Below are 16,177 nucleotides of genomic sequence, written 5' to 3' on the forward strand. Positions count from 1 at the left end.
CGGGAAAGAGGAGGGCGGAGGCGACCGCGTGATGGCCCTTCATGACGGGGAAGCCGATGGCGGCAAGGACGCGCCCGTTGGGCGCACAGGTGATCTGGTACGTCTGCGGCAGCGCACTCTCCAGGATGGTCCGACAGACCGCAGTGATCTCCTGGGACGGATCGCCGTGCAGCAGGTGGGCGGCGGCTCGATTGAGCACGAGGAGACGCCCCTGGTCGTCGAGCACCAGCAGGCCATCGCTCAGGTGATCTGCGGCCGCGACGATGAAGGGCCCTAAGAGCTTCTCGGCGGCGTGGTGCCGATCAAACGGATCAGGACGCTGCGACGGCGTAAGGAGAGAGCCTGGCAGCAGTTCAACCACCAGATCGCTCTTGACGTGGGTACGGCAGAGCAACACGTGGCCTTGGGCCTGCTCTGCAGCCGAGAGGATCGGGCGCGGCTGCTCGACCCGGTGGATCTGGCCACTGTGGACCATGGCCTTACACCCGCCGCAGTCGCCCTCCGCACAGCGGGTATCGACGAGGCGCAGCCCCTGCCGGAGCGCGTAGTGCAGGATCGGCTCGGTCGCCTCACACTCAATCGTGATCCCCAGCGGTTCAAACCGCACCGTGCGCTTTAGCGTCATCCTGCCGTGTCCCCTCTATGTGCGCCTGCCCCTCGTGCCTGTCACCGGGCACATGTAGCAAGCTAGCAACTCTCGTTCCACTTTTCTGTAGGGGTGGGAGGGGGGGCTCACAGGTCTTCGGTCGACGTCGCCTGTCTGCCCTGGTGGGCGCGGTGACGGACCGTCGGTGTAGAGGCAGCCACCCCTGAGGCGAACACCGCTTCGTCCGGCCACTGCACGGGGATCTTGAACCCGATGTACTGCTCGATCGCGTCGAGCGACAGGACGTACTCCTCGTCAGCCAAGCTAATCGCCTTGCCGGCCGCCCCGGCCCGCGCCGTTCGCCCGATCCGGTGGACGTAATCTTCCGGATCCTGGGGGAGATCGTAGTTGATCACGTGGCTGACCGCCTCGACGTGTAGCCCACGGGAGGCGACATCGGTCGCCACCAGGATCGGCAGCGTGCCCTCTTTGAACTTGGCTATGATTCGAAGGCGCTTGGACTGATCGATGCTGCCGCTGATCAGATCGGCCTGGAAGCCGCACCGGACCAGCTTTTCGGTGAGCCGCTCTACGCCTTGCCGGGTGTTCGAGAAAATGAGAATTCGTTGCCATGCCTCGCGCTGGAGCAGCCATCGCAACAGCCGGAATTTCTCCTTCTTCTCGACGTGGAAGAGTAGGTGCTCAACCTTATCCACCGTGACCTGTTCGGGGGAAATGGCGACCTTGATCGGGTTATTCATAAACTCATACGAGAGCTCCATCTCCCGAAATGAGAGCGTCGCCGAGAAGAGAAACGACTGCCGCTTATGGTAGGGTGGTAGCCGTCTCAGCAGGAAGCGAAGATCCTTGATGAAACCCATGTCGAACATCCGGTCGGCCTCGTCCACAACCAGTACCTCGACTTGGGAAAGCTCGTAGACCTTCTGTTTGAAGTAGTCAATAAGCCGCCCAGGCGTCCCGACGAGTATGTCCACGTTCTGCTGGAGCGCGTCCCGCTGTTTCTGGTAGTCCACTCCTCCATAGACGGCGAGCCGCGTCAGGCCGGTGAACTTACCCAGCAGCTCCGCATCACATAGGATCTGCACGGCAAGCTCACGTGTGGGGGCCAGGATCAAGGCGCGGGGGGCGCCAGGAATGGTGGGGCGCTTTGAATTGAGCAGTCTGACGAAGAGGGGGATCAGGAAGGCAGCCGTCTTGCCGCTGCCGGTCTGGGCTTGCCCGGCGACATCTTTCCCCGCCAGGGCGAGCGGCAGCGTCTCGGCCTGGATGGGCGTGCACCGGGCAAAGCCGACCGCCTCTATCCCCTTACGGATCGGCCCAGGCAGTGACAAGGCGTCAAAGGTCATACGCCGCTCCCGTACCGGACAGTCCCGGAAGGTGTTCCCGCAGGGTGTACGATGGTCGTCCAATTGTATTTTACAGGCGTGTACATGATTGTGGCTATTATGCCTCTCATAATGGGGATTGACAAGAGAAATCCATTGTGATAGAAAAACTAGGCTCTTCCTATAAGCGGGCAGATGCAGTGTGTGATAGCAACGGATTGGACGACGACCGAAGCGATTCGATTGCCTGGTAACGATGTTACCCGGCAGGCTGAAGGATCTTGCCAAAGGGCAGTTTCGGGAGCATACCCGTTGATTTCCCCTTCAATGGCTCGCCGTCCGGGAAGCGTTACGCGGAACAAGAGTTTGTCCTAACCCTTTAACTTTCTACGGAGGTACAAGTGAAGCTCAGAAACATTGCGACAGGAACGCTCATCCTATCCCTATTTTTCCTTACCGGCTGCGGGGGAGAGGGAGGGGTAGCGAAAGGGGATCCAATAACCGTGGCAGAGCAGTTTATGGATCTGTACTATCATAAAGCGAATATCAAGGAGGCGGCGGCGTTGGCTACACCTGAGACGGCCCAGAAGATCGATCCGGCGCCCGGATCTCCTGCTGTGGACGCTTCAAAGGAAAAGGACGCGGGCCAGGAGATCTCGTATTTCCTGAAGGAAAAGAGTATGGAGGGGAAGCATTCGTACGCCCTGTATCTGATCACTATCACGAGAAAGGATGCCGAGCCCATTTACAAGACGACCGCCCTCTTCATAGATCTGGTCGGAGAAGCCTGGAAGATTACCCTCTTTGATGAGAAGATCCATAACGGACCACATCAGGAAGTAAAGAAGGGCTAGTTAGGCCTTTAGACTGAAGGCTGAAGGCTATTAGGCTTAGCTTCTTCAGTCTTCAGTCTCAGGAAATAAAAAGCCCCAGGGGAAACATCCCCTGGGGCTTTTCTTCTTCCCTTCAGCCTTCAGTCTATCGACCTACTTTTCTAGCCGGATCGCTGAAAGCTGATGGCTTCTTCTTAGTACATGTCCCCCATACCGTGACCACCCCCTGGCGGCATCGCCGGCATCTTATCCTTCTCCGGAATATCGGTCACCATCGCCTCGGTGGTGATCATCAGTGAGGCGATGCTCGCCGCATTCTGCAGCGCAATTCGAGCCACCTTGGTTGGGTCGATGATCCCGGCCGCCATCATATCTTCGTACGTCTCCGTCTCAGCGTTGAAACCGTACGAACCATCCTTCTCTCGGACCTTCTGGACGACAATCGAGCCCTCGACCCCTGCATTCTCTGCGATCTGGCGGATCGGCTCCTCCAGTGCTCGCCGAATGATGTCGCCGCCAATCTTCTCGTCGCCTTTGAGGCCCAGCTTTTCGATCACCCTCGACGCCCGAAGGAAAGCCACGCCGCCGCCCGGAATGATTCCCTCTTCGACAGCCGCACGAGTCGCGTTCAGCGCATCCTCAACGCGGGCCTTCTTCTCCTTCATGGCAATCTCGGTGGCCGCTCCGACCTTGACGATCGCCACGCCGCCAGCAAGCTTGGCCAGTCGCTCCTGCAGCTTCTCCTTGTCGTAGTCCGAGGTCGTATCCTCGACCTGGGTCCGGATCTGCTTGATGCGGGCCTCGATCTCCTTCTGAGAGCCGGACCCTTCGATGATGGTGGTATTCTCCTTGTCGATCACTATCTTCTTCGCCTTGCCCAGATCGTCCAGCCGGATGTTCTCCAGCTTGACCCCCAGCTCCTCAGAGAGTACCTCACCGCCGGTCAGGACCGCGATGTCCTTCAGCATCTCCTTGCGCCGGTCGCCAAAGCCCGGAGCCTTGACCGCCGCACAGTTCAGGGTCCCTCGCAACTTGTTGACCACCAAGGTGGCCAGCGCCTCGCCATCAACCTCTTCAGCAATCACCACCAGCGGCTTACCCATCTTGGCAATCTGCTCCAGAATCGGCAGGAGATCCTTGAGGTTGCTGATCTTCTTTTCGTGGATCAGGATCAGGGGGTTCTCCAGGACTACTTCCATCCGCTCAGGATCGGTCACGAAGTAGGGCGAGGTGTAGCCTCTGTCAAACTGCATCCCCTCAACCACATCGAGGGTCGTTTCCATGCTCTTGGCTTCCTCGACGGTGATGACCCCGTCCTTGCCGACCTTCTCCATAGCATCGGCGATGAGGTCGCCGATTTCCTTGTCGTTGTTGGCCGAGATTGTGGCAACCTGGGAGATCTCCTTCTTCCCCTTGGTTGGCTTGGAGATTTTCCTCAGTTCCTCTACGACGCCCTCAACAGCCTTCTCGATTCCTCGCTTCAGCGCCATTGGGTTCGCGCCGGCCGTCACGTTCCTGATTCCCTCCCGGAAGATCGACTGAGCCAATACGGTGGCGGTGGTGGTGCCGTCTCCGGCCACATCGGAGGTCTTACTCGCGACCTCCTTCACCATCTGGGCGCCCATATTCTCAAAGCTATCTTCAAGCTCGATCTCTTTGGCCACCGTGACCCCGTCCTTCGTAATATTTGGGGCGCCAAACTTCTTATCGATCACAACATTGCGCCCCTTGGGACCCAGGGTTACCTTCACGGCGCGGGCAAGGAGGTCAACTCCTTTTTGAATCTTTCGCCTTGCCTCCTCATCAAACAGTATTTGCTTCGCTGGCATATCAGCTTTCCTCCTTAAACGATATCAATGTTTGATCGCGAAATAGCGATCTCGTCGTCAACGCCCTACAAACCTGCTATTGCAGGATGCATAGAACGTCTTCCTCCCTCATGATCAGCAATTCCTTGTCGTCGATCTTCACCTCTGAGCCAGAGTACTTGCCAAAGAGGATCTTGTCGCCGGCCTTCACATCCATCGGCTGTCTTTTCCCGTCATCGCCGACCTTACCTGGGCCAACGGCAATGACTTCGCCCTCTTGAGGCTTCTCTTTCGCGCTGTCGGGAATGATGATCCCGCCCTTCTTAGTTTCTTTCTCTTCCAGACGCTTCACCAGGATTCTGTCGTGCAGTGGCTTCACCTTCACGATCCCTTACTCCTTTCTCCCTGTCTGCTATCTGCCGACAGGCAGGCGCGGAGCAGATATGCCCCAGCAACCCCCTGACTGTACGATGCACGCAGACAGGCACTACGGTTTACCGCAACGCACCCAACAACGATCTCACACTCACAACGATTCTGTTAGCACTCTCCTTGAGTGAGTGCTAATGGAGTATAGGCGCTTTGACCCTCATTCGCAAGGACAAATGATCGGATATATTCGGATAAAAAGTGGCAATAATCGCCATTCTAAGCAGTTAATCAATTATTGGGCTATTTATCGCTGAAACACGCATACGTTCTTTATGGTGATCTGTATTTTAGGCTCGACAGAGGGCCCGAAGGAGTCTCCCACATGAGCCGGATCAATGTCGCTTCAGGCAGGAACCCGCTCACAAAACTCTCGCTCTCATTCAATGTGCTGAAGCGGTTCTCTCCATTCTTCACTCCACTGCCGCAGAGACCTATCGCTTAATCCACCCACGCGCGCCCAATGTTTCCCTTCAGTCGATAATGGTCTTGACAGTATTCTGCGCTGGAACCTATACTCCTTCGACAACTTGGTCTATCTGGTCTGTTTGGTCTATCTGGTCTGTTTGGTCTATCTGGTCTGTTTGGTCTATCTGGTCTGTTTGGTCTATCTGGTCTGTTTGGTCTATCTGGTTTAGCTGGTCCGTTTGGTCTTGACCAAACGACGAAACAGACGAGATAGACCAGATAGACGCCATAGACATTTTCAGAGGAAGGCGTATGAAAGCCGTTATTATGGCCGGCGGATTCGGAACGCGACTGCGTCCGCTAACGATCAGCATCTCCAAGCCGATGATCCCAATGGCCACCAAGCCGATGATGGAGCATATTGTGGCACTGCTCAAGAATCACGGCTTTGACGATCTCATCACCCTCCTCTACTTCCAGCCAGAGGTCATCGAGCGCTACTTCGGCGACGGTAGCGAATTCGGCGTCAAGATGGTCTATGCCACTGCTACCGAGGACTACGGCACAGCCGGAGCGGTCAAAAACGCCGAGGCCTTTCTCGACGATACCTTCCTGATCATCAGTGGCGACCTCCTCACTGATTTTGATCTCACGGAGGCGGTCAAGTTTCACAAGGATCATGGCGCCCTAGCCACCATCGTCTTAACCAGGGTCGAGAACCCGCTCCAGTACGGTGTGGTCATCACGTCTCACGACGGCCGCGTCACACACTTCCTGGAGAAGCCGAGCTGGAGCGAGGTCTTTAGCGATACCGTGAATACCGGAATCTATATCCTCGAGCCCGAGGTACTCGATCTGATCCCGCCTGGGAAGTCGTTCGACTTTAGCCGCGATCTATTCCCGAAGCTCTTGAATGAGGGCCGCGCGCTATACGGCTATGTGGCGACCGGGTACTGGAAGGACGTGGGCGATCTGATCGAGTACCGCCTTGCGCATCGGGATATCCTGGCCGGTATGGTGAAGGTCGCACTTCCAGGGAAGCTGGTGGAGGGACTTGACAAGCCGATCTGGCTTGGGGAGGGGAGTCGCGTCGATTTCACCGCGTCGCTGAAGGGCGGCGTCCTGATCGGCAAACACACGCAGGTCGGGCCAAATGTTCATATCACCCGCAGCGTCATCGGCGACAACTGCGTCATCGAGGAGGGGGCCGTCATCGTTGGATCGGTCCTCTGGAATAACGTCTTTATCGGCCCCCGCGCCATCCTGAAGGAGAACATTGTCGGCCGTGGAAGCGAGATTAAGGCGCACGCTCACCTCTTTGAGGGTGCGTTAATCAGTGATCAGTGTAAGGTCGGCGAGGGGTCAGTGGTCAAGGCCGACGTGAAGGTCTGGCCCCATAAGGTGGTGGAGGACGGGGCCATCCTGGCCACCAGTTTGGTCTGGGGGCAGAAGTGGTCCCGTTCTCTGTTCGGGGCCTACGGTGTGACCGGGTTGGCTAATCTTGAGATCTCGCCTGAGTTTGCGGCCAAGCTCGGGGCCTGCTTTGGGGCAACTCTCCGGATGGGAGCGATCGTCCGCACCAGCCGTGATTGTCACCAGGCCTCTCACATGGTCAAGCGCGCGATCATCTGTGGCCTCCACTCCGCCGGCGTGGATGTGCACGATTTTCGCATCGTCCCTATCCCGGTGGTCCGGTACCAGATGGGCGCTCGCGGTGCGGTGGGTGGTGTGCACGTCCGAAAGTCCCCCTTCGATCCCGAGCTGATCGACATCCAATTCTTTGATGAGCGCGGAATGGATATCTCGTCCAGTTGGGAAAAGAGCATCGAACGATCCTTCTTTCGGGAAGACTTCCGCCGCGCGAAGGTCGATGAGATTGGCCACCTCTCTCTCCCTGTGTACGACGTGGAATTGTACCAGGAGGGGGTGCTGAGCGTTATCGATCGGGGTGCGCTGCGCGGTCGTGGCTTCCGGATCGTGATCGACTACGCCTATGGTTCATCCTCCATTATCTTCCCCCAGATCCTCGGGAGGTTGGGGTGTGAGGTGATTGCGCTGAACGCGTACCTGGATCCGGGTAGAATCACCAAGAGCGCGGAGGGCTTCCATCGTTCATTGCAGCAACTGTCGGAGATTGTCAGAAGTCTGGGAGCTGACCTGGGGATCATGCTTGATACCGGGGCAGAGAAGATCTTCGTTGTGGATGACAATGGCGACCTGTTGAGCGATGACCTGGCATTAGCCCTCATGGCCCTACTGGTAATGCGGACCCATCCTCCGGGGGTGATCGGCGTTCCCATCACCGCCAGCTCAGCCATTGAGGATCTGGCCCGCGACCAGGGCTTTCGGGTCATCAGGACGAAAACGGCCCCGCGTGCGTCGACAGAAGCGGCAACCCAGGAGGGTGTCATCTTCGTGGGCGACGGTCTCGGCGGTTTCATCTTCTCGCAGTTCCAACCGGTCTTTGACGGAATGCTCGCTACCCTCAAGCTCCTGGAAATGTTAGCCGCTCAGGATATTCGGTTGCATCAACTGATCCGCTCCATTCCGCAGCGTTTCCGGTGCCACGAGCATATCCCATGCCCCTTGGAGCGAAAGGGCGGGACGATGCGGGCACTCATCGCCGATACTGCAGATGAGCAGGTCGAACTGGTGGATGGGGTAAAGGTCCATCTTGGCAATGACTCCGTGATCCTCTATCCGGATCAAGACCGGCCGTATTTCCACATCATCGCCGAAGCCGGTACGCTCGCGCGGGCAGAGGCCCACTTGGCTCGGTATCGAGAAGTCCTCGCGCTCTGCATGAAGAGTAGCCTGCCAGAGGTCGCTCCGTGAATCCTATCCGGTTCGGTACCTCCGGCTGGCGCGATGTCATCGCCGACACCTTCACCTTTGCCAATGTCCGCCTAGTAACGCGAGCCATCGCAGAATACCTGCTCGACGAGGGAGCAGATCAACCACAGGTCGTCGTGGGGTACGACACTCGCTTTCTCTCGGAAGCCTTTGCGGCCGAGGCGGCGACGGTATTGGCGGCTCACGGAATCCGGGTCTGGCTCACTGATCGGGATACTCCGACACCCGTTATCGCTTACGAAGTGATCCGCCGCGGCGCAGCAGGCGGCCTGAACATTACCGCCAGCCACAACCCTCCAGAATATAACGGGCTCAAATTCTCCGGCCCCTCAGGCGGCTCGGTTCCTCCCGCAGTCACCGATCGAATCGAAAAGAGGGTCCAGGAGCTACTGGCGCAACCCGAGGTCCAGTACCCCTCTCTCGCAGAGTTAGAGGCCAAGGGACTCGTGGTGCGGATCGACCCGCGGCCGACATACCTGAACCGACTACGGGAGCTGGTAGATCTCAAAGCGATTGCGGCAGCACGCCTGAAGGTGGCAGTCGACCTGCTCTACGGGACCGCCAGGGGCTACTTGGACGAGATCCTGCGCGAGGCCGGGTGTGACGTGCAGACCTTGCACGGATCCAGTAATCCCGCTTTCGGCGGTCTGACGCCGGACCCCTCGGAGATGAACCTCCGGGAGCTGGCGACTGTCGTGCGGGCCGGCGGATTTCATCTCGGGTTAGCCGCCGATGGCGATGCCGATCGATATGGGATTATTGACAAGGACGGCGGCTTCATCGAACCCAACTATATCCTGGCCCTGCTCCTGAAACACCTGACCACTACTCGCGGATGGCGCATGGGGGTAGCTCGATCGGTGGCCACAAGCCATCTGGTCGATGCGGTGGCCCGACTGCAGGCGGTCCCGGTGTATGAAACCAAGGTCGGTTTCAAATACCTCGGTGAACTCATCACCCAGGGAAAGGTCGCACTCTGCGGCGAGGAAAGCGCCGGATTGTCAATCCGGGGTCACGTGCCGGAAAAGGACGGAATTCTCGCCGCCCTCCTAGTAGCGGAAATGGTAGCCATAGCCGGTGGCCCCGGCGTCCAGAGCCTTCTCGATACGCTCTATGCCGAGGTGGGGGGTGCGATTTACGCTCGCCGCCTGAACCTCCATCTGACGCGAGAGCAGCAAGGACGCCTAGCTGATCGCCTGAAGGATTTACCGGCGCGGGTGGGTGGACTTGCCGTAGTGGAGGTGAACACGCTGGACGGCACGAAGCTGCTGCTTGAGGACGGCAGTTGGTTCCTCGTGCGGCCTTCAGGAACAGAACCGGTGGTGCGTCTCTATCTGGACGCGCATTCCGAGGCACAGATTGAGGAGCTGACGACAGCGGCGCGGGCGCTCCTCGATGTCTGAACGGGTGGTGGCGTAAGGATGCGGACGGGACAGGTTATCGCCAGCGCACAGGAGGAACTCGCAGCAGCGAAGCGCACCCGCAAACGGCGGATTGTCTTCGTCGCCGTCGTTCTGGTGATTCTGATAGCGGCTCCCTCTGTGGGCGGAAAGAAGAGCCTCGTCAAGATCTTTCAGATGAGCAAAACCAGGACCGAGCTTCAGCAGGAGATCAGCCGGCTCAGGCAGATCAACGAAGAGATCACTCGGGAGATCCAGGCCCTCGCCCACAATCCGAGTCAGGTCGAGGCAATTGCTCGCGAGGATCTCGGACTGGTTAAGCCGGGCGAGATCGTTTACCAGTTCAGTTTGCAGAGGCCAACCACTGCTCTGCCAGCTCCCTCCCGTTGAGTTGCGATGCCAGCCTACAGCCTGAACACCTATTCAGGTAGATAGACTGTAGGAACGCGCACAGATGAGCCAGGCGTTTTTCTGAATGCGACGCGAAAACGATGGATACCGAAAAGGTTCCGAGCGCCTTGATTCGGTCCATGCGCAATGGCTAACAGCCTTCAGCCTAAACACCTGCGTAGTTACGTCTTATGTTCGGACCGGACTTTTGCGCTTGACATTGCTCGGCAGTTTTGTAAATCTGTACCCTCAGCGTGTGGCGTGTAGTTGGGGTAACGGTTAATGGTCTCATGGGTGTATCTCCTCGGTAGCGCGGTGCTCGGCTACTGAGGCGGATTCTCGATGCACTGCTCAGTCAACAATCGCAGGATATAAAGGAGAAGATGGCAGATGGCAGGAATGGCCGCGGTAGTAATAGGTATCCTTATGACACCGATAGGGGCTATCGGAGGGCTTGTTGCGCTTATAGCTCTTGGTCTTTTCGCTCGATGGGTCTTTAAGGATTAGCCACAGAAATAACGATTCCACACTCGAATCTTCCGCCTTGTCTCGTACGTAAGAGAGGATCGAAGGCCTGCAGGAGGGCCTTCGATCCTCTCCGTCCGGTCAAACCTCTCAGCATTGAAGAATCAGCGCCGTTCCGTAACTACTTAGGTAGATAGACTGTAATAACGCGCACGGATGAGCCAGGCGTTTTCTAAATGCGACGCGAACATGATGGAGACCGAAAAGGTTCTGGACGCCTTGATTCAGTCCGTGCGCAAAGACTAACAGTCTTCAACCTTCAGCCTAAAACACCTTGTAGTTACGCATCACGTTAGAACGTCACCAGCCGCTATCCGACGAGCGTTTTGACGCTCATTCTATCGCTTTTCCGCCCTGCTCGGCTCGTATGCATTAGTATCTGCGAGAAATTGGTTGCGACCACTCCTCTACTCCGCCAGAGGGGAGCGCCACTCATGTCTAATAACTGGCCCGTCGGTGCGCCAAAAGATCTTGCCAAAGGTTCACGATCCGACTATACTGAGTCATTAAAGTCAAGTGAATAGCGGGTCCACCGTTGATGATTAGCATTGTGTAGCGCCAAGGGGAGAGGCGACAGTGAAGCGCGTAAGCATACTTGGCTCAACAGGGACTATCGGGGTCAAGGCCCTGGCAATGATAGATCTGCACCGCGACTCCTTTGAGGTGGTGGCTCTTGCGGCCAGGGATAATATCGATCTTCTGGAACAGCAGATCAGGCGGTTCTCTCCCCGCATTGTTGCTGTCGGAACCTCTAAGAGTGCGACAATCCTGAAAGATCGGGTGAAAGATGTACCCGTTGAGATCGGGTGGGGGGACGAGGGGGTACTGAGCGTCGCCACGGCGGCAGAGGCAGACATTGTCCTCTCCGCGATAGTGGGCGCGGCTGGCCTGCTTCCGAGCCTCGCCGCCATCAAGGCGGGAAAGGACATTGCCCTCGCCACGAAGGAGATCATGGTCATGGCGGGGGAGCTGGTGATCGCCGAGGCCCGAGCACGGGGCGTTCGGATCCTTCCCGTCGATAGCGAACATTCGGCCATCTTCCAGTGCCTGGGAGGACAAAATAGCTGTGAGCACTTGAAGCGGGTGCTCCTGACCTCCTCGGGCGGACCGTTCCGTCAGCGCCCGAAAGGAAGCTTCGCGAGTATTACCCCGGAAGAGGCGCTGCAGCACCCGACATGGGTCATGGGGAAGAAGATTACCGTCGATTCGGCTACCCTCATGAATAAGGGGCTGGAAGTCATCGAAGCCAGTTGGCTCTTTTCCCTCACGCCGCAACAGATCGACGTAATTATTCACCCACAGAGCATTATCCATTCGATGGTGGAGTTCATGGACGGTTCGATCCTGGCTCAGATGGGGGTGACAGACATGGGGCTGCCGATCCTGTACGCCCTCTCGTACCCTGATCGGCTTCAGTCTCCACTACCGCCCCTCGACCTGAACGCCCTGTCGGCTTTGACCTTCGAACCGGTTGATCACGAAAGGTTCCCCTGCCTTGGATTCGCCTATCAGGCGCTCCAGGCCGGGGGGACCTATCCGGCCGTCCTCAACGCAGCCAACGAAGTGGCGGTGGACCTGTTTCTCTCCAGCCGGATCACTTTCCCTGACATTCCCGCCCTCATCGCCAAAACGATGGACAGCCACCAGGGTCGTAAGATCGATTCTCTTGAAGATGCTCTGGATGCCGATCGCGAGGCCAGACGGCTGGTCTTGGCGGCACTGCAAACCTAAGGTGAGGAGAAGGGCTTGTACGCTGGTATGATAGCCTTGGTAACTACGGCTGCCTTCAGCCTCTTTGATGTGGTAGATCCTCGACCGCTCCTTTCGCATCTCGACTCTCTCCTTTGGGCTGTCCTCGTCCTGGGTGGGCTCATCTTCATCCACGAGCTCGGCCACTTCCTGGTCGCCAAGCGGGCGGGGGTCAAGGTGTTAAAATTCTCCCTCGGTTTTGGCCCAAAAATTATCGGGATAACGCGGGGCGAGACCGAATATCTCCTATCCGCTATCCCGCTTGGCGGCTATGTCAAGATGCACGGTGAGGATCCCAAGGAAGAGGTGGCCGACCCGGAAAGATCGTTTTCCGCAAAATCGGTCGGGTGGCGCTCGCTGATCATCCTGGCCGGCCCTGGATCCAATCTTCTCCTTGCCGTCGCCATCTTCTGGGTTATCTTCACGATCAGTGGTGTCCCGGTCCCTTCTACCAGAATTGGCAAGATTTTGGAGGGATACCCAGCCCAGACCGCAGGACTGAAAACCGACGACAGAATCTTGGCAATCGACGGGAATCCGGTCGATAGCTGGGAAGACATACCAGCGAGGATTTCCAAGCGCGCCGGTCAACCTGTTCAGCTAACAGTAGAACGGGAAGGAACTAAGTTCGATGTCACTGTCCATCCGAAAATTGACAGAGTAAAGAGTATATTTGGAGAAGAAGAGGAAATTGGACGAATCGGGATTTCACAGGCCGAAAACATCGTTATGGCCAAAGCCAATCCGCTTAGCGCATTCGGCAGAGCGATCTCTCATACGTACGATCTCAGCCGCCTGATCCTGCTCACCTTTGTCAAGCTGATCCAGGGTGTTGTCCCGGCCAAGACGATTGGTGGACCGCTCCTGGTGGCGCAGATGGCCGGCCAGCAAGCGCGCCTGGGTATCTTGTATCTCCTGAACTTTACCGCCGTCCTATCCATTAACCTGGCAATCCTGAATCTGCTGCCGATCCCTATTCTGGATGGGGGGCACCTGCTCTTCTCGCTGATTGAAGCCGTTCGCGGTAAGCCAGTCAGCCTGCAGAAGCGAGAGATGGCTCAGCAGGTTGGAATGGCCATGTTGGTGGCCCTGATGATTTTTGCCTTCTACAACGATATCTTCCGCCTGCTTGGAAAACAGTGAGATCGTTCGAAGTTCAAAGTTCAAGGTTGGAGTTCACGATGCTGGTTGTTGAGAACCTTGCACGTTGAACATTGTACTTTCTTGAACGTGAATCATGATTGAAAGACGTAAGACACGGCAGATTCAGGTTGGACCAGTCAGGGTCGGCGGTGACGCGCCGGTGACTGTCCAATCGATGACGAAGACCGATACGCGGGACGTCCGGGCCACGGTGGATCAGATCTGGGCATTGGAGGCAGCCGGGTGTGACATCGTGCGAGTCGGTGTCCCGGACAAAGACGCTGCAGAAACACTGGGCGAGATTCGAAAGCAGATCAGGATCCCGCTGATTGCCGATATTCACTTCGATTATAGACTCGCCCTCATTGCCCTCGATCAGGGAGTCGACGGCCTCCGCCTCAACCCCGGCAACATCGGGGACCGTTCTCGCGTGGAAGAGATCGTCAAGGTGGCGGCGGAGCGAAAGATTCCGATCCGCATTGGCGTGAACGCCGGATCTCTGGAAAAGGACCTGCTGGCCAGGGACGGCGGGCCGACTCTAAAGGGGATGGTGGAGAGCGCCCTGCGCCACATCCGGATTCTCGAAGACCTGAACTATCCCGAGATGAAGGTCTCGCTGAAGGCCTCTGATCCCCTGATGATGATTGAAGCATACCGCCTCCTGGCGGAAGAGATCGACTACCCTCTCCACCTTGGCGTCACAGAGGCCGGGACGCCGGGGGTGGGAACGATCAGGTCGGCCGTCGGCATCGGGACGCTGCTTGCCGAGGGAATCGGCGACACCATCCGAGTGTCGCTCTCGGCCGATCCCGTCGAGGAGATCAAGGCGGGAATAGCCATCTTGAAGTCACTCGGTCTTCGGAAGGGCGGGCTGACCTTCGTCTCCTGTCCGTCTTGTGCGAGGGCCGATATCGATCTGGTTGCCCTCGCCCAGGATGTAGAGCAGCGACTGGCGGGGATCACCAGGGAGATCCACGTCGCCGCGATGGGGTGTGAGGTGAACGGACCAGGAGAGGCCAGAGGCGCCGACATTGGGGTCGCCGGCGGTAAGGGGATCGGCTGGATTTTTAGGAAGGGAGAGGTGATTCGCAAGGTCAAGGAGTCGGAGATCGCCGATGCCCTGATGGAGGAGATCAACAAGATGTTGGCAGAAGGCGACGGCCATACTTAGCGGTCAGCCAACAGACTCTTGCTGCACGTTGGCTGCTCATAGCTGATCATTTTCCCCGGGGGAGTGCATACGACTCGCTCCCCCTTTATTTTTTCTGAAAGCTGACAGCTGATGGCTGAACGCTTCTTATTTGGGGTTACGCCATGCGTTGGACCAGATCACTGATCCCGACACTGAAAGAAGAACCTGCAGAAACAGAGGCGGTCAGCCATACACTGATGATTCGGGCCGGCTTGGTTCGACAGCTCGCGGCTGGAATTTACGTCTACCTGCCACTAGGGCAGCGGGTGATGGACAAGGTGAACGGTATCATCCGTGAAGAGATAAATGGGATCGGCGGGCAGGAGATCACTATGCCGATCCTGCACCCGGCCGAGCTGTGGCAGCAAACCGGACGATGGACGACCATCGGCGAGGAGATGTTTCGGCTGCAAGATCGTGGCAAGCGTCAAATGTGTCTGGGGATGACCCACGAAGAGGTCATTGCCTGGCTTGCAGCCCGGGAGATTCGATCTTACCGGGATCTCCCGCAGATCTGGTACCAGATCCAGACCAAGCTCCGAGACGAGGCAAGGCCCAAGAGCGGTATCCTCCGGACGCGGGAGTTCCTGATGAAGGACTCCTACTCGCTGGACCGGGATGATGAGGGGCTGGAGAGGAGCTACGAGCTTCACAAGGAAGCCTATCGTCGCATCGTGACGCGGTGCGGCCTGTCCTGTCACGTCGTCGAGAGCGACCCGGGAATGATGGGCGGTGCAACCGCGCACGAATTTATGGCGCCAAGCGAAGCCGGAGAGGATGAGGTTGCCCTCTGTGAGCGCTGCAGCTACTCGGCAAATGTCGAGCTCGCCATCTCAAAGCGATGTCCGCATTGCGAGGGCAGCCTGCGGACCCTGCGCGTGATCGAGGTCGGGAACATCTTCAAGCTCGGAACAAAATATTCGACTGCTCTCAAGGCGATGTATCTAAATGAGGCCGGAGAGGAGCGCCCCATCGTCATGGGAAGCTACGGGATCGGGCCAGCCCGGATCGCCGCCGCCGCGATCGAGCAGCACCATGATGAGCTGGGAATCATCTGGCCCACGACCATCGCGCCCTTTCAGCTCCATCTGCTGCCGGTGAACGTGCGCGATCAGAAGTTGGTTGAGATGACCGAGGCTATCTATACCCAATTTATAAGGGAGCGAATAGAGGTCCTGTACGATGACCGGGATGAGCGCCCAGGCGTGAAATTCAAGGACGCCGATCTGCTTGGCCTGCCCCTTAGAATGACCGTCGGAAACCGGGCCCTCAAGGAGGGAATGGTTGACTTGAAGGTACGAAAGACCGGCGAGGAGGTACAGGTCCCGCTATCGGAAGCGGTCTCCAGGGCACAAACCCTTCTTTCCCGCCTCACCGATTAACGTTACCAAAAGTAGAGACCCTAGAACCACGTCTCCGCTGGGGGGTCCATGACTTTAAGCCTATTCGGCTATGAGCTAAAGGTAGCTACTCAGGTAGATAGGCTGAAGGCTGAAGGTTTTTAGGGACAAATAA

At 57.5% G+C, this 16,177-nt stretch carries 12 protein-coding genes; 8 read left to right on the top strand and 4 right to left on the bottom strand.

The features are described 5' to 3' along the window. The coding region (locus tag CLG94_RS00310) for a PAS domain-containing protein (RefSeq protein ID WP_133174583.1) at positions 1 to 625 on the bottom strand (625 nt) is incomplete at its 3' end. Positions 626 to 732: 107 nt separating this feature from the next. Beyond that, positions 733 to 1,953, bottom strand: coding sequence for a DEAD/DEAH box helicase (locus CLG94_RS00315; protein ID WP_107560913.1), 1,221 nt, complete (start codon positions 1,951 to 1,953; stop codon positions 733 to 735). 380 nt (positions 1,954 to 2,333) lie between these two features. Between CLG94_RS00315 and CLG94_RS00320 the strand changes: the two genes are divergently transcribed. Then, positions 2,334 to 2,786, top strand: a complete 453-nt coding sequence (locus CLG94_RS00320; protein WP_107560914.1) for a hypothetical protein — start codon at positions 2,334 to 2,336, stop codon at positions 2,784 to 2,786. Positions 2,787 to 2,959: 173 nt separating this feature from the next. Here CLG94_RS00320 and groL read toward each other — a convergent pair whose 3' ends face one another. Together groL and groES are read right to left on the bottom strand one after the other, a co-directional pair. Continuing rightward, positions 2,960 to 4,594, bottom strand: coding sequence for a chaperonin GroEL (gene groL / locus CLG94_RS00325; RefSeq protein ID WP_107560915.1), 1,635 nt, complete (start codon positions 4,592 to 4,594; stop codon positions 2,960 to 2,962). Positions 4,595 to 4,670: 76 nt separating this feature from the next. Then, on the bottom strand, positions 4,671 to 4,958 hold the full coding sequence (gene groES, locus CLG94_RS00330; protein ID WP_018129559.1) for a co-chaperone GroES: 288 nt from the start codon (positions 4,956 to 4,958) through the stop codon (positions 4,671 to 4,673). A gap of 764 nt (positions 4,959 to 5,722) precedes the next feature. Here groES and CLG94_RS00340 point away from each other — a divergent pair. From CLG94_RS00340 to proS, 7 genes are all read left to right on the top strand, one after another. Next, positions 5,723 to 8,245 (top strand): mannose-1-phosphate guanyltransferase, encoded by a 2,523-nt coding sequence (locus tag CLG94_RS00340; protein WP_107560916.1) that lies wholly within the window; start codon positions 5,723 to 5,725, stop codon positions 8,243 to 8,245. Further along, positions 8,242 to 9,666 (top strand): phosphoglucomutase/phosphomannomutase family protein, encoded by a 1,425-nt coding sequence (locus tag CLG94_RS00345; protein ID WP_107560917.1) that lies wholly within the window; start codon positions 8,242 to 8,244, stop codon positions 9,664 to 9,666. The genes CLG94_RS00340 and CLG94_RS00345 overlap by 4 nt, the downstream gene beginning before the upstream one ends. An 18-nt stretch (positions 9,667 to 9,684) precedes the next feature. Beyond that, positions 9,685 to 10,053: an FtsB family cell division protein gene (locus tag CLG94_RS00350; protein ID WP_107560918.1), complete on the top strand. Its 369-nt coding sequence runs from the start codon at positions 9,685 to 9,687 to the stop codon at positions 10,051 to 10,053. A gap of 1,101 nt (positions 10,054 to 11,154) precedes the next feature. Further along, positions 11,155 to 12,309, top strand: coding sequence for a 1-deoxy-D-xylulose-5-phosphate reductoisomerase (locus CLG94_RS00355; protein WP_107560919.1), 1,155 nt, complete (start codon positions 11,155 to 11,157; stop codon positions 12,307 to 12,309). Between the two features lie 27 nt (positions 12,310 to 12,336). Next, positions 12,337 to 13,470: an RIP metalloprotease RseP gene (gene rseP, locus CLG94_RS00360; RefSeq protein ID WP_107560920.1), complete on the top strand. Its 1,134-nt coding sequence runs from the start codon at positions 12,337 to 12,339 to the stop codon at positions 13,468 to 13,470. 94 nt (positions 13,471 to 13,564) lie between these two features. After that, positions 13,565 to 14,641 carry a flavodoxin-dependent (E)-4-hydroxy-3-methylbut-2-enyl-diphosphate synthase gene (gene ispG, locus CLG94_RS00365; protein ID WP_107560921.1) on the top strand — a complete coding sequence of 359 codons (1,077 nt, stop codon included), beginning with the start codon at positions 13,565 to 13,567 and terminating at the stop codon, positions 14,639 to 14,641. A gap of 143 nt (positions 14,642 to 14,784) precedes the next feature. Next, the gene (gene proS, locus CLG94_RS00370) at positions 14,785 to 16,044 is read left to right on the top strand and encodes a proline--tRNA ligase (protein ID WP_107560922.1); all 1,260 of its coding nucleotides are present in this window, start codon (positions 14,785 to 14,787) and stop codon (positions 16,042 to 16,044) included. Positions 16,045 to 16,177 lie beyond the last annotated feature (133 nt).

Source organism: Candidatus Methylomirabilis limnetica, from assembly GCF_003044035.1.
GTDB classification, from domain to species: Bacteria; Methylomirabilota; Methylomirabilia; order Methylomirabilales; family Methylomirabilaceae; genus Methylomirabilis; species Methylomirabilis limnetica.

What these genes read in the sequence shown, in the direction of transcription:
- CLG94_RS00315 (WP_107560913.1), bottom strand. Translation starts at nt 1,953, where the DNA reads ATGACCTTTGACGCCTTGTCACTGCCTGGGCCGATCCGTAAGGGGATA.
- groL (WP_107560915.1), bottom strand. Translation starts at nt 4,594, where the DNA reads ATGCCAGCGAAGCAAATACTGTTTGATGAGGAGGCAAGGCGAAAGATT.
- CLG94_RS00340 (WP_107560916.1), top strand. Translation starts at nt 5,723, where the DNA reads ATGAAAGCCGTTATTATGGCCGGCGGATTCGGAACGCGACTGCGTCCG.
- CLG94_RS00350 (WP_107560918.1), top strand. Translation starts at nt 9,685, where the DNA reads ATGCGGACGGGACAGGTTATCGCCAGCGCACAGGAGGAACTCGCAGCA.
- rseP (WP_107560920.1), top strand. Translation starts at nt 12,337, where the DNA reads ATGATAGCCTTGGTAACTACGGCTGCCTTCAGCCTCTTTGATGTGGTA.
- ispG (WP_107560921.1), top strand. Translation starts at nt 13,565, where the DNA reads ATGATTGAAAGACGTAAGACACGGCAGATTCAGGTTGGACCAGTCAGG.
- proS (WP_107560922.1), top strand. Translation starts at nt 14,785, where the DNA reads ATGCGTTGGACCAGATCACTGATCCCGACACTGAAAGAAGAACCTGCA.